The organism is Sphingopyxis granuli (genome assembly GCF_001559015.1).
Lineage (GTDB): Bacteria > Pseudomonadota > Alphaproteobacteria > Sphingomonadales > Sphingomonadaceae > Sphingopyxis > Sphingopyxis granuli.
Genome location: NZ_CP012199.1, coordinates 946,197 through 964,442 on the forward strand (window position 1 = coordinate 946,197; position 18,246 = coordinate 964,442).

Below are 18,246 nucleotides of genomic sequence, written 5' to 3' on the forward strand. Positions count from 1 at the left end.
TCCCCGGCGAAAGCCGGGATCCACGCGGGGCAGCGCTATGCCATCTGGACCCCGGCTTTCGCCGGGGAACGACACCCTGTCGAAAAGGGATAATTGCCAACGACCTTCGGCGCCGCCCGTTCCCAGCGGCGCTTCAATGCCAGGGCGACGTCCGCACGCTCCAATAGACGAGATAGAGCAACCCCGCCCAGATCAGCAGGATGGCGATCATGCCGGCGCGGCTCGACGGGCGGTCGCTTGCGGCTTCGGCGGCGGCGTGGAGTTCGGTCCATAACGGATCGGGAATCAGCCGGCGCACCGCCCACAGGCCGAGCGGGACGATCAGCAGATCGTCGATCCAGCCGAGCACAGGGATGAAATCGGGGATCAGGTCGATCGGCGACAGCGCATAGGCGGCGACCGCGACCGCGAGGAGGCGCGCGAGCCACAGCGTGCGCGGGTCGCGCGCCGCGAGCCAGGCGGCGTGCGCCTCGACGGCGAGTCGGTGGCCGAGGTCGCCGATGCGTTCGGATAGGGATTTGCCGGTCATGGCGCACAGCATTACTGTTCTTCGATGGCCATCCAACTGAAAAGCGCGCGCGTCGAACGCTGGCCGGTCGCCGAGCCGTTCGTGATCAGCCGCGGCGCGAAGATTCATGTCGATGTCGTGGTCGCCGAGGTTGCGGCGGACGGCTGCGTCGGGCGCGGTGAGGGAACCCCCGTCGATTATCTGGGCGAAGATGCGGTGGGATGCCGCGACCGGATTTTGCGCGCGGCGCCGCATATCGCCGCGATGGGCGCGGCCGATGCGCGGGCGGCGGTGCAGGAACTGATGCCGCCGGGCGCGGCGCGCAACGCGCTCGACTGCGCGCTGTGGGATCTCGAGGCAAGGCAGCGCGGGCTTCGGCTCTGGCAGCTTGCCGGTTGCGACGGGGCGCCGACCGCGCGCGTTACCGCCTTCACCATCTCGCTCGGCACCCCCGGCGCGATGGCCGAGCGGGCGGCGACAGCCGAGGCCGACGGTTACCGGCTGCTCAAGATCAAGCTGACCGGCGAGGACGATCGACTGCGCGTCGCCGGGGTGCGCAAGGGCGCGCCGCATGCCCGGCTGATCGCCGACGCCAACGAAAGCTGGGGACAGGTCGACATATTGAGCGACGCCGAGGCGCTCGCCGACATGGGGGTCGAGATGATCGAGCAGCCGGTGCCCGCGGGTGCCGACGCATTGCTCGATCCCATCTATGCGCCGATCCCCTTCGTCGCCGACGAAAGCTGCCACACCGCCGCCGACGTTGCGCGCATCGGTCCCTTCTATGACGGGGTGAACATCAAGCTCGACAAGGCGGGCGGGCTGACCGAGGCACTGCGCATCGCCGACGCCGCCGATGCGGCGGGGCTGTCGATCATGGTCGGCTGCATGCTGGGCACCAGCCTGGCGATCGCCCCCGCCTTCTTCCTCGCGCAACGGGCGCGCTGGGTCGATCTCGACGGCCCGGCGCTGCTCGCGCGCGACCGCGAAGGCGGGTTCGCGTTTCGCGACGGGCGGATCGGGCCGCCGGTGGGGTAATCGGCCCCGCCTGTCCGGATCAGCGACGGCGTTCTACAGCGATACCGTTGCGTGCTGCCCGAGTTCGCCTTCCTTCATCGTCATGCCGGTCGCGAGCTTGAACATGCCCTTGAGGCCCGGTTCGGCGGTCCAGATTTCGGCATCGCCGATGTCGAAGCGCAGCAGGACGAGCTTCGGGTCGTCCTTCCCGCCGGAGTACCAGGCGGCGACGCCGTTGTTCCAGAGCTTGTCGAGCACCGCGCGATCCGTTTCCGGACGCAGCGTGCCGGCGAGGCAGGCGAAGAGGTCGTGGCCCTTCGACGCGAATTGCACCATCGCCGCGCCGCCGCCCGCAAGGCGGTTGTCGGTCGCGGTGAAGAACCAGAAGGCGCCGTCGGCATCCTTGTCGAGTTGCGCATTCATCGGGATATGATGCGCGTGCTCGCCGGTCATGCCGACCATCACATAGGGGCTGGCGTCGAGCGCCTTCCAGAAATCCTGCTTGATATCGCTCATCGGTAGAGACTCCTTTTCGGCCTCCCCCAGAACACCCCGATGACCGATCAACGCGGCAGCGGCGGCAATGTTGCTCATCCCGTCGCGGGCTGCACCGCGGTATAGCTCACCACCTCATATTCGATGCCGTCGGGATCGAGGAAATAGAAGCGGCGGCCGGGGTCGTAATCGGCATGCGCGAAGGGCACCAGGCCCGCCGCGATCACCTCCGCCTCGATCGCGTCGAGGTCGTCGACCTGGATTCCGACATGGTTGAGCGGTTCGCCTTTCGGATAGCGTAGCGCGGCATGCTCGCCGCCCGGGCCGGTGTAGAGCGCGACATAGGCGCTGTCCGATCCGACGTGGATCGTCGTGCCGCCGTCGCGCGCCGGGCCGCGCCAGCGCTCGCGCCAGCCGAAGATCGCCGCCATCAGCGCTGCGCTGCGCTCGGGATCGCTGACGGTGACGTTCACATGCTCGATGAAGGGGCGCGTCACGGATTTTCTCCTGATTCGGGTTGACGCGCACCAATATGAAAGTTCAAGTGAGGTTTAGATCAAGGCTTTTATTCGCCCCCGCGAGCGGAGCGGGCCGAAGGCGGCGGGAGGCCAGCCGACCTCCGGCGCCGACGCGGCGCAAGGCCGGTGGCTGGAGATTGCAGCGCGGCTTTGCCGCTCGCAATGACGGGAGAAAGCAGATGCACCGGACCGACCTGATCGCGATCGGCGAGCTGGCGGCGCGCACCGGCGTCGCCGTGTCGGCGATTCGCTTCTACGAGGCGAAGGGGCTGCTCGCCGCGCTGCGCACCGGCGGCGGGCAGCGGCGGTTCCTGCGCGCCGACATCCGCCGCGTCTCCTTCATCCTGATCGCCCAGCAGATGGGGCTGAGCCTTGACGAGGTCGCGGACGAACTCGCGCGCCTGCCGGCGGGGCGCACCCCCAATGCCGCCGACTGGACGCGAATCAGCACCGGGCTGCGCGCGCGGATCGACGCCCGCATCGCGGCGCTGAGCCGCACGCGCGAACTGCTCGACCAGTGCATCGGCTGCGGCTGCCTGAGCCTCAAGAAATGCGGGCTCTACAACCGCGAGGACAAGGCGGCGCAGCGCGGCGCGGGGCCGCGCTACGTGCTCGGCGACCGGGCGGGCGAGATTGCGGAGGTGCCGTGACGCCAACGCGTCCGCCCTGGGGGGCGGACTTTGAAGGATGGCGCCGATTTCCCTTCCCGCCTGCGGGAGGGGAGAAGAGCGGCCGCGGTCAGGCCGCGCTCAACCGTTCGACATTGGGTGCGCCGGCGAGCCAGGGGCCGAAACGGGCGCCGATCTCGCGGAAGTGCGTCGAAGCGCGATGGGCCTCGACTGCCGCGGCATCGTCATAGCATTCGAGCACCTTGTAGGTCCCGGTCTCGTCGGTGCGGAACAGGCGGTAGAAGCTGTTGCCGGGTTCGTCCGCGTTCACCGCGGCGGCAAGTTCGGCGAAGGCCGCCTCGAAATCGGCTTCCTTGCCGGGCTGCACGCGCAGCGTCGCGATCACGCCGATGGCACTCATGTTCTTCTCCCTTTCTTGATCAGGCGCGAAGGTCGGGATCGACCTCCCACCCCTCTTCGACCTGAATGCCGAAGCTGTTCAGGATCATCGACACCTGCGTATATTGGCCGACGGTGAACACCAGATCCATGCGGCCCTTGTCGCCGAGCGGCGCGAGCGCCGCCCAGGTCGCGTCGGTGACGAAATGGCGGCCGGTGAGCTCGTCGGTCGCGCGCAACATCGCGCGCTCGATAGCGGTCCAGCCGTCCGCGTCGGGGCCGGCCTTGATGCGCTCGATCTCGCTTTCGGACAGGCCGCTGTCGAGGCCGATGCGCTTGTGCTGCGTCCATTCGTAGCCCGAGCGGCAGTTGTAGCCGGCGCGCAGGATCACGATTTCGCGATCACGCGCCGACAGCGCGTTGCGCTTCGACAGGATATAGCTGCCCCAGCCGAGGAAGGCGGTCAGCGCCTTCGGCGCATGGGCGAGGGTGCGGAAGATGTTGAGCACCCGGCCGCCCCCGACCTTGCCGCCAACCACTCCGGTATCGGGGGCAAGGAAGGGTTCGAGCGCGGCGCGCTGGTCGGCATCGAGCCGGTCGAGGTCGACCGGCTCGATCCGGGGCGCGTCGAGGCGCATCAGAGGATCTCGAACAGTCCCGCCGCGCCCTGGCCGCCGCCGATGCACATGGTGACAACGGCATATTTGACGCCGCGGCGCTTGCCCTCGATCAGCGCGTGGCCGACGCAGCGCGCGCCGGTCATGCCGAACGGGTGGCCGATCGAGATCGAGCCGCCGTTGACGTTGAGGCGGTCGCCCGGAATCCCCAGCTTGTCGCGGCAATACAGGACCTGCACGGCGAACGCCTCGTTCAGTTCCCACAGGCCGATGTCGTCCATCTTCAGCTCGAAGCGTTCGAGCAGCTTGGGGATGGCGAAGACGGGGCCGATGCCCATCTCGTCGGGCTCGGTGCCCGCGACCGCCATGCCGACGTAGCGGCCGAGCGGGGTCAGGCCTCGCTTTTCGGCGACCTTCGCCTCCATCAGCACCGCGGCCGACGACCCGTCCGAAAGCTGGCTGGCGTTGCCCGCGGTGATCGTGTGGCCTTCGCCCATCACCGGCTTCAGGCTGGCCAGCCCTTCCAGCGTCGTGTCGGGACGGTTGCACTCGTCCTTGTCGGCGACGACCTCCTTGTAGGAGACTTCCTTGGTCTCCTTGTCGACCACGGCCATCGTCGCCTTGCACGGCACGATCTCGTCGGCGAACTTGCCCGCGGCCTGCGCGGCGGCGGTGCGCTGCTGCGACTGGAGCGAATATTCGTCCTGCGCTTCGCGGCTGATGTTGTAGCGCTTCGCGACCACCTCTGCCGTGCCGATCATCGGCATATAGGTGTCCTTGTGCATCGCGATCAGTTCGGCGTCGGGCTCGATGAACACCTTGCCGCTGCCGCTGACCTTCGAGATCGATTCGACGCCGCCGGCGACGACGATGTCCTGGCGGTCGACGATGATCTGCTTCGCGGCGGTCGCGATCGTCATCAGCCCCGACGAGCATTGACGGTCGATCGACATGCCGGGAACGGTGACGGGCAGGCCGGCGCGCAGCGCGATCAGGCGCGCGACGTTCGGCGACTGCGAACCCTGCTGCATCGCGGCGCCGAAGAGGACGTCGTCGATCTCCCCGCCTTCGAGCCCGGCGCGCTCGACCGCGGCCCTGACCGAATAGGCGCCGAGCGTCGGCGACGGCGTGTTGTTGAACGATCCGCGCGCCGCTTTGGTCAGCGGCGTACGGGCGGTGGAAACGATGACGGCGTCACGCATGTCGATAATCCTCTTGTTTGGGTCCGGTGGATCTTTCGGGGGAGGGCGGCCGGTTGAACGGGATCAGACGAAGAACTGGCTGATCCATTCGGCGATCAGCGCGGGCTTGTCCTCGCCCTCGATCTCGACCGAGAATTCGAGCGTCTGCTGCCACTGGCCGGGGCGCTTCTCTTCGAGCTCGAGCAGCTTGAAATGGCCGCGCACGCGCTTGCCCGAGCGGACGGGGGCGAGGAAGCGGACCTTGTTGCCGCCATAGTTGACGCCCATCTTCACGCCTTCGGGGCGCGGGCAGTCGGACTTGGCCATCAGCAGCGGGAACAGCGACAGCGTCAGGAACCCGTGCGCGATGGTCCCGCCGAACGGCGTCAGCTTCGCCTTTTCCTCGTCGATATGGATGAACTGGTGGTCGCCCGTCGCGTCGGCGAACTTGTTGATCATCTCCTGATCGACGAGCACCCATTCGGAACTGCCGAGCGTCTGCCCGACCAGCTTCTGCATCTCCTGCGGCGGAATCGCGCCCATGTCTCATCCTCTCGAGCTTGTTGAAGGCGCGGTTCTAGGCCGTTCATGCCGCATTGCACAAGAGCCTTGGCTCGACGCTGCGGCGCCGTAGCGTCACTCTTTCGTGCGCTTCGCCTTGGGCGTTGCCGTGTCTTCGGCAAAGGGCAGAATCATCGTGCCGTCGGGCGCGGCGGTGAAGGTCGTCTGCGTCGGATAGGCGAAGTCGTAGCCCGCCGCGGTCATCGCCTCGAACAGCCGCACCGCCACATCGCCGCGCGCCGCCGCGACGATGTTGTAATCGTCCGCATGCACGTCGAACAGCAATTCGAAATCGAGGCTCGACGGGCCGAAGCCGGTGAAGCTCGACCGGATGAAGTCGTGGCCCGCCGCCTTCACCTGCTCCTCCAGCAGCGCGGGCAGCGCGCGCAGCATCGCGGGGCTGGTCTGATAGATCACCCCGATCGAGAACTGGACGCGGCGGCGGTGGAGATGCGCGTAGTTGGTGATCTCCTTCGACAGCAGGTTGGTGTTCGAGATGACGAGCAGCTCGCCGTTGACCGAGCGCAGCCGCGTGCTCTTCAGCCCGATGCGCTCGACCGTCGCGGTGCTGGTGTCGTACTTGATCGTCTCGCCGACGCGGAACGGCCGGTCGAAGATGATCGACAGCGAGGCGAAGAGGTCGGAAAATATGCCCTGCGCCGCCAGGCCGATCGCGATGCCGCCGATGCCGAGTCCGGCGACCAGCCCGGTGACGTTCACCCCCATGTTGTCGAGGATGACGATCGCCGCGATCGCGAACAGCGCGACGCTGATCAGCAGGCGGATGATGCCCATCGCGTTGGTCAGCGTTTCGTTGTGCCCGTCGGCGGCGCGCCGCTGGATCAGCCCGATCGCGATCTCGCGCGCCCAGATCGCGACCTGCAGCGCGACGGCGATGGTGAAGACGAACTGGATGATCTGCAGGATCGTCGCCGGCGGCTGGGCATAGCCCGCGACCATGCGGATCGCGACGATCGCGAGCACCGTCGACTTGGTCTTGTGGATCACGCGCCCGACGATGTCGGTCAGCGTGAACTGCCCCGGCGCCGCCTGCGCGCGCTTCAGCGCGAAGGTCCGCACCAGCGACAGCAGGGCATAGATGACGAGCCCCGCGCCGATCGCGATCGCGATCTGCAGCCAGTGGCTGTTCACCCAGGCGATGGAGCCGTTCCACATGTCGCGCAGGTCGGCGAACGGCCCCTGCATGGCGGGCGGCGGTGCGGCGGCGGAAATCGGCAGGGTCACGTCGGTCCTCGAAATCGGTCAAAGGGTCAGGCGGACCGGAGCAGCGTCGCGGCATCGGGCGCCTGCTCCAGATAGGTCAAAAATCCGCGTTCGTAACGCGAAAGATAGCGGGTCGCGCGCGGCAGCCGCCCCGCCGCCTGCGCGAAGTCGGCGCGGGCCTGCGCGGCGGCGATCATCGCCGGGTGGACATAGGCGCGCCGCGCGACCGCGGGGGTGTTGCCGAGCCGCGCCGCGACGTGGCCGAGCACCGCCTTGAGCGGCGGCGGTTCGGGCGCCTCGTACAGGAAGGCGAAGGCCTCGACGCTGCCCCACCAGGTGCGGAAATGCTTGGCGCTGAAATCCTCCCCCATCGCCTCGCGGATATAGACGTTGACGTCGTCCGACGCGACCGCGTGGGTGCCGTCGGCGTCGCGATACTGGAACAGATGCTGGCCGGGCAGGTCCTGCAGCCGGCGGACGAGGGTCGCCAGATTCCGGTCGCTGATCGTCACTTCGCGCCTCGCGCCGCCCTTGGCGCGATAGCTGAGGCGCAGCGTCGCGCCCGACAGCCGCGCGTGGCGCTGGCGCAGCGTGGTGGCGCCGAAGCTGTTGTTCGCGGCGGCATATTCCTCGTTCCCGACGCGCAGCGCAGCGAGGTCGAGCAGCCGGACGACCGCCGCGACGACGCGCTCCTGGCAGAGCGTGCGGCGGGAAAGATCGTCCTGAAGCCGCGCGCGCAGCAGCGGCAGCGCATGGCCGAAGGCAGCGCAGCGGTCGTATTTGCCCGCGTCGCGCGCCAGCCGGAAATCGGGATGATAGCGATATTGCTTGCGCCCGCGCGCGTCATAGCCGGTGGCAAGGATATGGCCGTTCGGCGCCGGGCAGAACCAGGCATCCTCATAGGCGGGCGGCAGCGCGACGGCGTCGAGCCGCGCGATTTCGGCGCGGTCGCGGATCAGCCGGCCTTTCGCGTCGCGATAGCGCCAGCCGTCGCCGGCGCGTTCGCGGCGGATGCCGGGCAGGCTGTCGTCGACATGGATCAGGCGGGCGCGGGGCATGATGGCATAGCGTCCGGCGGCGCCCGATGGTTCCCGGTCCCGGCGCGAGGCGTGCGCCCTACGATCGCGCGTTCGAAAAGGACTGGCGGGCCGGCACCTGCGCCGGGCGCGCCATCAGCGGCCGCCACCCCGCCTCGCGCTCGCGGCGGCGGCAATAGGTCGAAAGCCCGATCTCCAGCGCCAGCATCATGTAGATGAAGGGCTGGAAGGCGATGCCGACGAACAGCGATCCGACCATGTAGACGATGTGCCCGTGCTGGAGCGCGGTCGCGAGCGGGGCGATCCATTGCTCCTCGGCGCGCCGGGTCTTCAGATAGCGGCGGCGCAATCGCTCCATCTGGACGAGCCCGGCGGCCTGGAGCAGCAGCCACAGCGCCAGCCCCGGATAGCCCTGTTCGCCCAGCATCTCGAAATAGCTCGAATGATAGGCGCGCCCCTTGTCCTCATAGACGATCGGCCCGCCCTGCGCGCCTTCGTCATTGGCGCCGGCCTGGCGCTCGACGCGGAGCTGATTCTGGAGGAAGGCGTTGAAACCGCCGCCGAACGGATGGTCCTTCGCATAGTCCCAGGTCCATTTCCACACCGCAACGCGCGTGGACGCGGACGAATCGGCTTTGTAGCCCTGGATCGTCTCCATCCGCTCGGTATAGCTTTGCGGCAGGAAGGGGATCGCGGCGAGCGTCAGCATCCCGATGCCGGCGACATAGAGAAGCCGGTGCCGCACCGCGCGCAGCGACAGCACCGCGAGGACGACCAGGCACACGAGCCCGGTGCGCGCCTGCGTTCCCACGGGCAGCAGCATGCAGGCGAAGCAGAGCGCGAAGCAGAAGAGCGACACGCGCCAGTCGGGCGGAAAGACGGTGCCGTGGCGGCGATACCAGAGGATCAGCGGGATGATCGCGATCCCCACCGTCGACATGATCGAGCCCTCGTAGAGCCCGAAATTCTCGTTGAGCAGCAATTGCAGCTCGCCATAGCCGCCGCCGCCCGCCGCGGTCTTGAGGCCGCCGGCGATCGCGATCGACCCGGCCGACAGCAGCATGATCAGGATCAGCGATTCGATGCGAAGCCGCGTGCGCAGCGTCAGCGGCAGGAAGATCGCCCAGACCAGCGCCTTCCACACCCAGCTCCATTTGTCTTGCGCCTCGACCGGGAAATCGGCGTACATCGTCGTCACGCCGCAATAGATCAGCAGCAGGACCAGCAGCACCTGCCGGCCCGACCAGCGCGTGTCGCGCTTGTCGTCGAGGACGAGCCAGCCGCCGATCGCGAGGATGAAGACGATCAGCGAGATCGGGATCGAATTGATCAGGAAATAGCTGAGCCGCTGCGGCGCCACGATGTCGATGTAGCAGAAGCAGAGGATGAACAGGAACGGCTTGCGGAAACCGACCCCGATGAAGGCGAACAGAAAGGCGACGAAGGCGATGTCACGCATCGCGCGGCTCCTGCGCGGCCTCGGCCGCCGCCTCCGCGTCGCGGCGGCGCTGCCACAGCATCCGCGGGCTCACCTCGTTGTCGAGGTCGTCGCGATAGAGCAGGCGCCACAGTGCGATCGCCATCAGCGCATGGGTGAGGCCAATCGAGAGATTGTCGATCATGGACGGCTGGGCCTTGCTGTGCGCCTGCGGATGCGGCGGTGCTATAGCATCGGGGTTGACGCGGCGTTAAGGCTTGTCGGGCATAGGCGACCGCAATGACCCGCATCCTCCACGTCCTCGATCACAGCCTGCCCGCGCACAGCGGTTATACCTTTCGCACCCGCGCGATCATGAAGGCGCAGGCGGCGAAGGGGTGGGAGGTCGCGGGCGTCACCGCCGTGCGCCATCCGCTGCCGGGCCCGGCATGCGAGGTCGTCGACGGGCTGACCTTCCACCGCACCGCTCCGATCGCCCCGGCGCCCTCGCCGATCCGCGAATGGCGCGAGATCGGCGCGCTCGCGGCGCGGGTCGAGGCGCTGGCGCGCGAATGGCGCGCGGACCTGCTCCACGCCCATTCGCCGGTGCTCGACGGGCTCGCGGCGCTGCGCGCGGGACGGCGGCTCGGCATCCCCGTCCTCTATGAAATCCGCGCCTTCTGGGAGGATGCGGCGGTCGGCAACGGCACCGGGCGCGAGGGAAGTGCGCGCTACCGCCTGACGCGGCGCATCGAAACCCATGTCGTCAAGGCCGCCGACGCGGTCGCGGTGATCTGCGAAGGGCTGCGCAGCGACCTGATCGCGCGCGGGGTCGATCCGGCGAAGATCATTGTCTCGCCCAACGGCGTCGATCTCGACCTGTTCGGCGATCCGCCCCCGCGCGACGACGCGCTCGCCGCCGAACTCGGCATTGCGGCCGACGACGCGGTGATCGCCTTCATCGGCAGCTTCTACGACTATGAGGGGATCGACGACCTGATCGCGGCGATGCCCGCGCTCGCGGCGCACCAGCCCCGCGCGCGGCTGCTGCTCGTCGGCGGTGGCCCGCGGGAGGCGGCGCTGAAGGCGCAGGCGGCGGCCTCGCCGGTCGCGGGCCGCATCCATTTCGTCGGCCGCGTGCCGCACGAGCGGGTCGAGCATTATTATTCGCTGGCCGACGTCCTCGCCTATCCGCGCAAGAAGATGCGGCTCACCGACCTCGTCACGCCGCTCAAGCCGCTCGAGGCGATGGCGCAGGGGCGCCTCGTCGCCGCGTCCGATGTCGGCGGGCACCGCGAACTGATCGAGGACGGGGTGACCGGCACGCTGTTCGCCCCCGACGATCCGGCGGCGGTCGCCGGGGCGCTCGCCGCGCTGCTCGCCGACCGGGCGGGCTGGGACGCGCGGCGGCGGACGGCGCGCGCCTTCGTCGAAACTCATCGTAACTGGTCGTCAAACATTCTACGTTACGAACCGGTTTACCAGCGATTGCTGCGCCTTTAGCGATCATGCGGATCTGGAGCGATATGGACGACGCCAGCGAAAAGCCTGCCAAAGCCCCCGCGGCCGCATTGTGGTGCGCGCTGCGCCCCGCGATGCCCGCGATCATCGGAGCGGCGGCGCTGACCTTCCTGTTCGGCGCGGTGATGCCGTCGGGCTGGGTCATGGGGATCAGCTGGAACCTCTATCTCGACCGGCTGTCGGAACTGTTCGTGCCGCCGGTCGGCGATGCCGGCCGGCTTGCGCTCGCGCTCGGCATGGCGGCGGTCGCCGCGCTGATCGCCGGGCTGGTCGCGCTGATCGCCGCCAGCCCCGATGCGGCGGGACTCGGCGCGCTGCGCCGCCGTCGCCATCGCGGCGCTGCCGACGACGCGCTGCCGCGTCGCCGCGCCGATCTCCATCCCGACGCGCCGCCGCGCCCGCCGATCCGCGCCGGGCGCGACCTGCCGGCGCTGGGGCTGGGGCCGCTGCCCGTCAGGGCCGAAGCTGAAACCCCGGCGGAGCCGCTTCCCGGCGAAGCGGCGGAGGCCGACGATACGCTGATCCTTGCCGACCTCGCGCCCGACGACGCCTTCGACGAAGGCGCGGAACCCTGGTTGCAACCGGTCGAGGCGGCCGGCCCCGCGATGCCCGATCCGGCCGACGCGTCGCTCGGCGCGATGGTCGCCCGCTTCGAGGCGGGGCTGGCGCGACGGCGCCAGGCGCGCGGCGCACCGGCATCGACCGCCGCGATTCCGGTCGAGACGCCGCCGGCGAACGAAGATGCCGAGCCGCCCGTCGATTTCGCGCTCGAAGCGGCGCTCAGCACCCTCCAGCGCATGACCGGCCGCGCCGTCGGCTGATCGATATTTCAAGGCCTGCTGACCGGGCCCGGAGGAGAATCGCTTCAATTGCGTGTTTCCGCGGCGGCGGGAGCCCAGAGCGGCGCAAAGCTCGCGTAAGTGTCAGGACGCTCTGGGTCCCCGCCTCTGCGGGGACACGGCGTTGTTTCGTTCAAGGCCGATCAATCCTCCACCGTCAGCACCTCGATGCGAAGGCCGCGCCCGCTATCGTCGGATTCGACCGCGATGTCGGCGACGATATGCCCCGGCAACCGCCATTCGACGGCGCTCAGCCGCGCGCGTAGCGAGCGGCGGATCGCTTCGAGGTCGCCGACCGCCGCCTGACAGGGGAACGCATGGCGCGCGCCGACGAAGCTGGCGCTTGCCCACGGCCGCCACGTCGATGCGCCGAGCGTGAGGCCGGGCGGCAGTTCGCGCGCGAGCAGGCGGCCCAGCCGGCCGTGCGGGCACGCATGGGGGTGCGGTGTGGCGAGGGGCGTGTGGATCATGGCCGGGCCTCCATCGTGGCGGCGCGCATCGCGCGGGTGCGGCGGTCGCCGCTCGGGCCGATGCGCCCGGCATGCCGCTCGGCGCGCCATCTGTTCATGAAATGTTCCACGCGACATTCGACGCTGCGCCCCACCGCGCGCCCGCCGCGCAGGTCGCTGACCAGCCGCGGATCGTGGACGGCGTCCCGACCGAGAACGCTCGGTGGCATCCGCGATTCCGTCAGAAAGGCCTCGATCCGTTGCAGCAGCGTCTTTTCCATTGCGTTCCTCCCTGTCGATATCCGGTAGCGGGCGAGTCGCCTTTAATAGGATTTTTCCTATTTGAGATAGGATTTCCTACTTGTCTAGGAAAATTCCTGTTGCTACATGCGAAATAGGAAGGAGCCCGCTGGCCGATGACCGATTTCGACGACGATCCGCGTGCCGCGCTCGATCGCCTCCTGCAGGAAAGGGGGATCGACTATGCGCAGCTTTCGGCGCGCATCGGGCGCAACCCCGCCTATATCCAGCAATATATCAAGCGCGGTTCGCCGCGCCGGCTGGCCGAGGAGGACCGTGCGCGGATCGCCGCCTATCTGGGCGTGGCCGAAGCGCTGCTGGGCGGCCCCGTGCGCCGCGTCGCCGCGCCGGTGCCGCAACGCGGCGGCGGCGATATGGTGCTGGTGCCGAAGTTGGCGATCGGCGCCTCGGCCGGCGCGGGCGCGAGCATCGACGGCGAGCCGGTCGAAGGCGCGGTGGCGTTCGATCCGCGCTGGCTGCGCGACCTGGGCGCCGACCCGCGCGCGCTCAGCATCATCCGCGTCTCGGGCGATTCGATGGCGCCGACGCTGGGCGACGGCGACGATATATTGGTCGACGGCAGCGACGCGGCGACGCTGCTGCGCGACGGCATCTACGTTTTGCGGATGGACGATGCGCTGATGGTGAAGCGCGTCGCGCGCGCGCCGGGGGAGGGGCGGATTTCGGTGATCAGCGACAATCCCCACTATCGCAGCTGGGACGATCTGCCGATGACCGCGGTGCAACTCGTCGGCCGCGTGGTATGGACCGGGCGCCGGGTGCGCTAGCGCCCTCGCTTTGCGTAGAAGGTGAAGGGGTCAAGCCGGTGCCACGCCGGGATGCTCGCAGAGGCCGTCTTATCTCCCCTCCCGCTTGCGGGAGGGGTCGGGGGTGGGCCGGCGACGTTGCAAATGCCCACCCCGCTGCGGCTAGCGAACAAGTTCGCAAGCCTCGCTGCCCCTCCCGCAAGCGGGAGGGGAACGGCTTATATGCCTTGAAATAAAGTTACGCGTTCGCGCAATGCTCCGAATCACGCTACATCGGTTCAGCCATCACCGCTTCGATTTCGTGGCTCAGCACCTCGGCGCGCTGGCACTGGTCCTGTCGGCCGTCGCGGCATTTCTGCGCCGCCTTGTCGCGCTGGCGCGTCAGCTTGCCGACGCGTTCCTCGCGCTGGCGCAGGGCGCGGCCGCGGTTGCGGTCGGCTTCCTCCTGGCTGGTCGTCGACCAGTCGGCGACCTGGCCGACCGCCTTGACGGGGGCGGTCACCACCGTCTTCACCGCGCTTACGCAGCCGGCGAGCAGCGGGGCGGCCGAAAGGGCGAGAAGCATTGCACGCATCGACGGGTCTCCGGGGAGGGCGGATCGGCTGCCGTCATCGCACGGCCGTGCTGCCGGGGCCAGAGGATTGCGACGGGCCGCGCCATTGTCCGGCCGCCCGTCGGCCCGAATCCCGCCGCGGGACACATGGTTTACAAGGTCTTGCCGCGTCCTTTCCCTGTGTTAGGCTGATCCGCGCGCCGGCAGCGCGATGACCGCCGGCGGGGAGGAGGGTCATATGACGAATATGCAAAAGGGTCTGGCCGAGGGCATCGGCACCTTCTGGCTGGTGTTCGGCGGCTGCGGCAGCGCGGTGCTCGCGGCGGCCTTTCCCGATCTCGGGATCGGCTTCGCCGGCGTGGCGCTGGCCTTCGGTCTGACGGTGGTGACGATGGCCTATGCGATCGGCCATATCTCGGGCTGCCATCTCAATCCCGCGATCACCGTCGGGCTGTGGGCGGGCGGGCGCTTCGACGCGCGCGACATCCCGCTCTACGTCGTCTCGCAGGTCGTCGGCGCGATCGCCGCGGCTTTCCTGCTCTATTATATCGCGAGCGGCAATCCGGGCTATGATCTGGCGACCAACGGCCTCGCCGCCAACGGTTTCGGCGAGGGGTCGCCGGGCGGCTACGACCTGATCTCGGGCTTCACGATCGAGATCGTGCTCACTGCCTTCTTCCTGTGGATCGTCATGGGATCGACCGACGGCCGCGCCCCCGCGGGCTTTGCGCCGCTCGCGATCGGCCTCGCGCTGACGTTGATCCACCTGATCGCGATCCCGGTGACGAACACCTCGGTCAACCCGGCGCGCAGCACCGGCCCGGCGCTGGTCGTCGGCGGCCTCGCGCTCCAGCAGCTCTGGCTGTTCTGGGTCGCGCCGCTGCTCGGCGGGCTCGTCGGCGGCTGGCTTTACCGAACGGTGGGGGCCGACAGCTTCCCCAAGCCCAATATCGAGGGCGAATGACGGCGGTGCCGGCGGCTCCGGCCGCCGGCGCGCGCGTCAGGTCAGAAGATCGACAGCGAAGGCCCGGACGTCGGCGGCGATATCCGGGCGTTCGAGCGCGAGCGCGAGATTGGCCTGGATATAGCCGGCCTTCGACCCGCAGTCGTAGCGTGCGCCGTCGAAGGTCACGGCGTGGAAGGGTTGCGTGCCGATCATCGCCGCCATCGCGTCGGTGAGCTGGATTTCACCCCCGGCGCCCTTTTCCTGCCGTTCGAGCACGCGCATCACCTCCGGCTGGAGGATGTAGCGGCCAGAGATGATCAGGTTCGACGGCGCGGCCTCGACCGCCGGCTTCTCGACCAGCCCCCGAACCTCGGTCAGCGCGCCGTCGCGCGCGCCGGGGGCGATCACGCCATAGCTCGAAACCTGCTCGTGCGGCACTTCGAGCACCGAGATCAGGTTGCCGCCGACCTTGCGATACGCATCGACCATCTGCTTCATGCAGCCGGGCGAGCCGTGCATGAATTCGTCGGGCAGGAAGATGGCGAAGGGTTCGTCGCCGACGATGTCGCGCGCGCACCAGATCGCATGGCCCAGCCCCATCGGCTCCTGCTGGCGGACATAGGCGCAATTGCCGGGCCCGAGGCGCGTCGGTTCGAGCACCGACAGGTCCTTGCCGCGCTCGGCCATCGTCTTCTCCAGTTCGAAGGCGATGTCGAAATGATCCTCGATCGCGCTCTTGCCGCGCCCGGTGACGAAGATCATCTGCTCGATCCCCGCCTCGCGCGCCTCGTCGACGGCATATTGGATCAGCGGGCGGTCGACGACCGGCAGCATTTCCTTCGGGATCGCCTTGGTCGCGGGCAGGAAGCGGGTGCCGAGGCCGGCGACAGGGAAAACGGCTTTGCGGATCGGTTTCATGCGCGGCAGCCTTAGCCGCGAAAGCCCGCCGGGAAAAGGCCGCGCGAAAGGCCTTATTGGGGTTCGACGATCACGACGACGCGGCGATTGTCCTGCCGCCCCTCGGGCGTGTCGTTGGGCGAGATCGGCAGGCTTTCCCCGCGCCCGACGATCTGGTCGGGGGTGAAGCGCATGCCGTTCGCCTGCATCGGCGCGGCGACCGCTTCCGCCCGTGCCTGCGACAGCGTCAGGTTATAGGCGTCGCTACCGGTGGAATCGGTGTGGCCTTCGACCCGCGCGGTGACGATGCCGACCGACTGCAGGCGATGCGCCATCGTCGAAATCCGCTCGATCTGCTCGGGACGGAGCGCGCTTTCGTTGACCCCGAAGAGCAGCCGTTCGTTGAGCGTCAGCTCCCAGTCGGGCCCGGTGTCGACGAAGCCTTCGGATTGCAGGACGGCGATTTGTTCGGGGGTGAAGCCGGACTTCACCGGAACGCTCTGACAGGCGGCGAGCAGGCCGGCGATGGCGGCGGCCAGGATGGTGCGGCGGACGATGGGGAGAGAAAGGGTCATGATCGGACCTCCATGATCATGTCTGCGAACGTTTGGCTAGCTTTTCGGCATACATGGCGGCGTCGGCGGCGGTCAGCAGCGCGGCGGGATCGGCGCCGTCGGTCGGGAAGGCGGCGACGCCGATACTGACCGCGAGGCGATAGGTGTCGCCGCCCGGCAGAACGACCGGATCGGCCATGCCCGTGCGGATCGGACCGGCGAGCATTTCCGGATCGGTGGCGGTGTCGAGCGGATCGACGATCACGATGAATTCGTCGCCCCCGATCCGCGCGGCGAAATCGCCGGGCCGCAGCGTCGCCTTGATCCGTTCGGACAGCGCGACGAGCAGCGCGTCGCCCGCGGCGTGCCCGAAGCTGTCGTTGGCGAGCTTGAAATTGTCGGCATCGACGAACAGCAGGGCAAAGCGCGTGCCGTCGGTCTCCGCCTTGCCGATGCGCTGCGCGAGTTGTTCGTCGAAGGCGGCGCGGTTCGGCATCGCGGTCAGCGGATCGTGCGACGCGCGATGCGCCAGCATGCGATGCTCGCTTTCCATATGCCCCTGCCACCCCTGCAGCTCGTCGAGCAGCGCGTTGATGTCGCCGCCCAGCCGGTCGAGTTCGGCGATGCCGAGCGGCTGGACGCGCTTGTCGAAGCGGCGGTGCAGCCGCACGTCGTGGGCGACGGTCGCGATCTCGCCGAGCGGCTTGACCAGCTCATATTCGAAGCGGCGGGCGAGGATGATCGTGCCGAGTGCGGTGACCAGCAGGCAGCCGAGCCCCGCGAGCAGCCCGATCCGGACATAGGCGGTCAGCGTCGACGAATCGCCCCATACCTCGATCGTTCCGATCGCCGACCCGTTGCGGCGGACCGTCACCGTGGAGGGTTCGCCGAAGAAGAGATCGGTCAGCAGCGGCGCCGGGTCGGCGTGGGGCGACGTCCATTCGGTCAGCGGCCGGCCTCGGTCGTCGAGCACGCGCAGCCGGGCGATCCCCGGAATATGGGTGAGCGGGTCGAGACCCTCGCGCGCCGCCTCGGGATCGTTGAAGACCAGCGCCGGCTCGACGCCATAGGCACCGAGCTGCGCCGCCAGTTCGAGGTTGCGGTCGGCATAGCCACGCAGCGCGGCGACGCCGGCGAGCAAGATGGTGAGGCCCGACAGCGCCACCGCGAACAGGGTGACGCCGAAGTGGAAGCGCGACAGCAGCTTCTGCAAGGTCGTCCGGTTCGGAGCGGTCATGGGGCGCCTCCGTCGGATCGACCGATCTTGAGCACGCGCGGGTCGATGCGCAGCCGTCCCCGGCCGATGGCGTCGAGATTGACCGAAAAGCCGATACCCCCCGGCTTTTCGGCAAGACAGAACATCGCGCCGTAAAGGCAGTCGGGGTCGTCGTCGCTGATCGTCAGCACCGGACGGTCGCGCACCCAGGCGATCAGGTGGCGTCGGTCGTCCGCGGGCATGCGGCCCAGATAGAGGATGTCGCAATCGCCGCCGCCGGTCACCGCAGCCGCGGTGGTTCTTCGCACCACGACGGATCCGCCGCCGGGCAGGACGGGCGCAAGCCGACCGGCAAGTCGCGGTGCGCCGACGACGCACATCGCCCGCGGCGTACCCGGCGCGTCACCCGGCCAGCGCGTATAGCTGATGATGCCGCCGATCATGCGGTTGACCGCGCGCGCGACGCCTGCGGCGCCATCCTCCACGATGGTCTGGCTGGCGGCCTGGACCGACATCTGCGGCGTCGTGACCGCCGCTCCTATCAGGAACAATGATGCCAGCACCCTGTCGCGACCCTATAACTGCGCTTCGGGGTCATCCTGCCCGCGCAGAACCGGGTCCG

General features: G+C 68.7%; 24 protein-coding genes. 6 read left to right on the plus strand and 18 right to left on the minus strand.

Annotation, left to right across the window (positions count from 1 at the left end; translation table 11 throughout):
- Positions 1-133 precede the first annotated feature (133 nt).
- A complete protein-coding gene (locus tag SGRAN_RS04450; RefSeq protein ID WP_237233750.1) occupies positions 134-529 on the minus strand; it encodes a YkvA family protein in 396 nt (131 codons plus the stop codon).
- A 24-nt stretch (positions 530-553) separates the two neighbouring features.
- Between SGRAN_RS04450 and SGRAN_RS04455 the strand changes: the two genes are divergently transcribed.
- Positions 554-1,546 (plus strand): dipeptide epimerase, encoded by a 993-nt coding sequence (locus SGRAN_RS04455; RefSeq protein WP_067180983.1) that lies wholly within the window; start codon positions 554-556, stop codon positions 1,544-1,546.
- A gap of 33 nt (positions 1,547-1,579) precedes the next feature.
- Here SGRAN_RS04455 and SGRAN_RS04460 read toward each other — a convergent pair whose 3' ends face one another.
- Together SGRAN_RS04460 and SGRAN_RS04465 are read right to left on the minus strand one after the other, a co-directional pair.
- Complete coding sequence (locus tag SGRAN_RS04460) at positions 1,580-2,041, minus strand: pyridoxamine 5'-phosphate oxidase family protein (protein WP_067111070.1); 462 nt, start codon at positions 2,039-2,041, stop codon at positions 1,580-1,582.
- Between the two features lie 74 nt (positions 2,042-2,115).
- Positions 2,116-2,517, minus strand: coding sequence for a VOC family protein (locus SGRAN_RS04465; protein WP_067180986.1), 402 nt, complete (start codon positions 2,515-2,517; stop codon positions 2,116-2,118).
- Between the two features lie 200 nt (positions 2,518-2,717).
- Here SGRAN_RS04465 and soxR point away from each other — a divergent pair, with 200 nt between their 5' ends.
- Positions 2,718-3,188, plus strand: coding sequence for a redox-sensitive transcriptional activator SoxR (gene soxR, locus SGRAN_RS04470; protein WP_067111065.1), 471 nt, complete (start codon positions 2,718-2,720; stop codon positions 3,186-3,188).
- A gap of 88 nt (positions 3,189-3,276) precedes the next feature.
- Here soxR and SGRAN_RS04475 read toward each other — a convergent pair whose 3' ends face one another.
- The 8 genes from SGRAN_RS04475 to SGRAN_RS22530 all read right to left on the minus strand — a co-directional run bounded on the left by SGRAN_RS04475 (position 3,277) and on the right by SGRAN_RS22530 (position 9,787).
- Entirely contained in the window at positions 3,277-3,567 is a 291-nt protein-coding gene (locus SGRAN_RS04475; RefSeq protein ID WP_067180989.1) for a putative quinol monooxygenase, read from the minus strand.
- A 19-nt stretch (positions 3,568-3,586) separates the two neighbouring features.
- Complete coding sequence (locus SGRAN_RS04480) at positions 3,587-4,183, minus strand: carboxymuconolactone decarboxylase family protein (RefSeq protein WP_067180992.1); 597 nt, start codon at positions 4,181-4,183, stop codon at positions 3,587-3,589.
- Entirely contained in the window at positions 4,183-5,364 is a 1,182-nt protein-coding gene (locus tag SGRAN_RS04485; RefSeq protein WP_067180995.1) for an acetyl-CoA C-acyltransferase, read from the minus strand. Before SGRAN_RS04485 ends, SGRAN_RS04480 begins: the two co-directional genes overlap by 1 nt.
- Positions 5,365-5,427: 63 nt before the next feature.
- A complete protein-coding gene (locus SGRAN_RS04490; protein WP_067111056.1) occupies positions 5,428-5,886 on the minus strand; it encodes a MaoC family dehydratase in 459 nt (152 codons plus the stop codon).
- Between the two features lie 93 nt (positions 5,887-5,979).
- A complete protein-coding gene (locus tag SGRAN_RS04495; RefSeq protein ID WP_067186890.1) occupies positions 5,980-7,110 on the minus strand; it encodes a mechanosensitive ion channel family protein in 1,131 nt (376 codons plus the stop codon).
- 65 nt (positions 7,111-7,175) lie between these two features.
- A complete protein-coding gene (locus SGRAN_RS04500; protein ID WP_067180997.1) occupies positions 7,176-8,186 on the minus strand; it encodes a DNA topoisomerase IB in 1,011 nt (336 codons plus the stop codon).
- Between the two features lie 58 nt (positions 8,187-8,244).
- Positions 8,245-9,624 (minus strand): putative O-glycosylation ligase, exosortase A system-associated, encoded by a 1,380-nt coding sequence (locus SGRAN_RS04505; protein ID WP_067111052.1) that lies wholly within the window; start codon positions 9,622-9,624, stop codon positions 8,245-8,247.
- Positions 9,617-9,787 carry a hypothetical protein gene (locus SGRAN_RS22530; RefSeq protein WP_169799691.1) on the minus strand — a complete coding sequence of 57 codons (171 nt, stop codon included), beginning with the start codon at positions 9,785-9,787 and terminating at the stop codon, positions 9,617-9,619. Before SGRAN_RS22530 ends, SGRAN_RS04505 begins: the two co-directional genes overlap by 8 nt.
- Before the next feature lie 95 nt (positions 9,788-9,882).
- Here SGRAN_RS22530 and SGRAN_RS04510 point away from each other — a divergent pair, with 95 nt between their 5' ends.
- Complete coding sequence (locus SGRAN_RS04510) at positions 9,883-11,085, plus strand: TIGR04063 family PEP-CTERM/XrtA system glycosyltransferase (protein WP_067181000.1); 1,203 nt, start codon at positions 9,883-9,885, stop codon at positions 11,083-11,085.
- Positions 11,086-11,108: 23 nt separating this feature from the next.
- Positions 11,109-11,924 carry a hypothetical protein gene (locus SGRAN_RS04515; RefSeq protein WP_067186892.1) on the plus strand — a complete coding sequence of 272 codons (816 nt, stop codon included), beginning with the start codon at positions 11,109-11,111 and terminating at the stop codon, positions 11,922-11,924.
- Positions 11,925-12,085: 161 nt separating this feature from the next.
- Here SGRAN_RS04515 and SGRAN_RS04520 read toward each other — a convergent pair whose 3' ends face one another.
- Both SGRAN_RS04520 and SGRAN_RS04525 read right to left on the minus strand, forming a co-directional pair.
- Positions 12,086-12,412 (minus strand): hypothetical protein, encoded by a 327-nt coding sequence (locus tag SGRAN_RS04520; protein ID WP_237233752.1) that lies wholly within the window; start codon positions 12,410-12,412, stop codon positions 12,086-12,088.
- Complete coding sequence (locus SGRAN_RS04525; protein ID WP_067181003.1) at positions 12,409-12,672, minus strand: hypothetical protein; 264 nt, start codon at positions 12,670-12,672, stop codon at positions 12,409-12,411. The genes SGRAN_RS04520 and SGRAN_RS04525 overlap by 4 nt, the downstream gene beginning before the upstream one ends.
- Before the next feature lie 135 nt (positions 12,673-12,807).
- Between SGRAN_RS04525 and SGRAN_RS04530 the strand changes: the two genes are divergently transcribed.
- A complete protein-coding gene (locus SGRAN_RS04530; RefSeq protein WP_067181006.1) occupies positions 12,808-13,479 on the plus strand; it encodes a S24 family peptidase in 672 nt (223 codons plus the stop codon).
- A gap of 247 nt (positions 13,480-13,726) precedes the next feature.
- Here SGRAN_RS04530 and SGRAN_RS04535 read toward each other — a convergent pair whose 3' ends face one another.
- A complete protein-coding gene (locus SGRAN_RS04535; protein ID WP_067107089.1) occupies positions 13,727-14,032 on the minus strand; it encodes a hypothetical protein in 306 nt (101 codons plus the stop codon).
- A gap of 217 nt (positions 14,033-14,249) precedes the next feature.
- On the opposite strand from SGRAN_RS04535, the gene aqpZ reads away from it, so the two are divergent.
- Entirely contained in the window at positions 14,250-14,975 is a 726-nt protein-coding gene (gene aqpZ / locus SGRAN_RS04540) for an aquaporin Z (RefSeq protein WP_067107091.1), read from the plus strand.
- A gap of 36 nt (positions 14,976-15,011) precedes the next feature.
- On the opposite strand, the gene galU is transcribed toward aqpZ, so the two are convergent.
- From galU to SGRAN_RS04560, 4 genes are read right to left on the minus strand one after another with little or no spacing between them, the layout of a single operon-like run.
- Entirely contained in the window at positions 15,012-15,875 is an 864-nt protein-coding gene (gene galU / locus SGRAN_RS04545; RefSeq protein ID WP_067181009.1) for a UTP--glucose-1-phosphate uridylyltransferase GalU, read from the minus strand.
- Positions 15,876-15,928: 53 nt separating this feature from the next.
- Complete coding sequence (locus SGRAN_RS04550; RefSeq protein WP_067181012.1) at positions 15,929-16,429, minus strand: OmpA family protein; 501 nt, start codon at positions 16,427-16,429, stop codon at positions 15,929-15,931.
- A 16-nt stretch (positions 16,430-16,445) separates the two neighbouring features.
- Positions 16,446-17,645: a diguanylate cyclase domain-containing protein gene (locus SGRAN_RS04555; RefSeq protein WP_067181015.1), complete on the minus strand. Its 1,200-nt coding sequence runs from the start codon at positions 17,643-17,645 to the stop codon at positions 16,446-16,448.
- On the minus strand, positions 17,642-18,175 hold the full coding sequence (locus SGRAN_RS04560; RefSeq protein ID WP_237233753.1) for a YfiR family protein: 534 nt from the start codon (positions 18,173-18,175) through the stop codon (positions 17,642-17,644). Before SGRAN_RS04560 ends, SGRAN_RS04555 begins: the two co-directional genes overlap by 4 nt.
- Between the last annotated feature and the right edge of the window lie 71 nt (positions 18,176-18,246).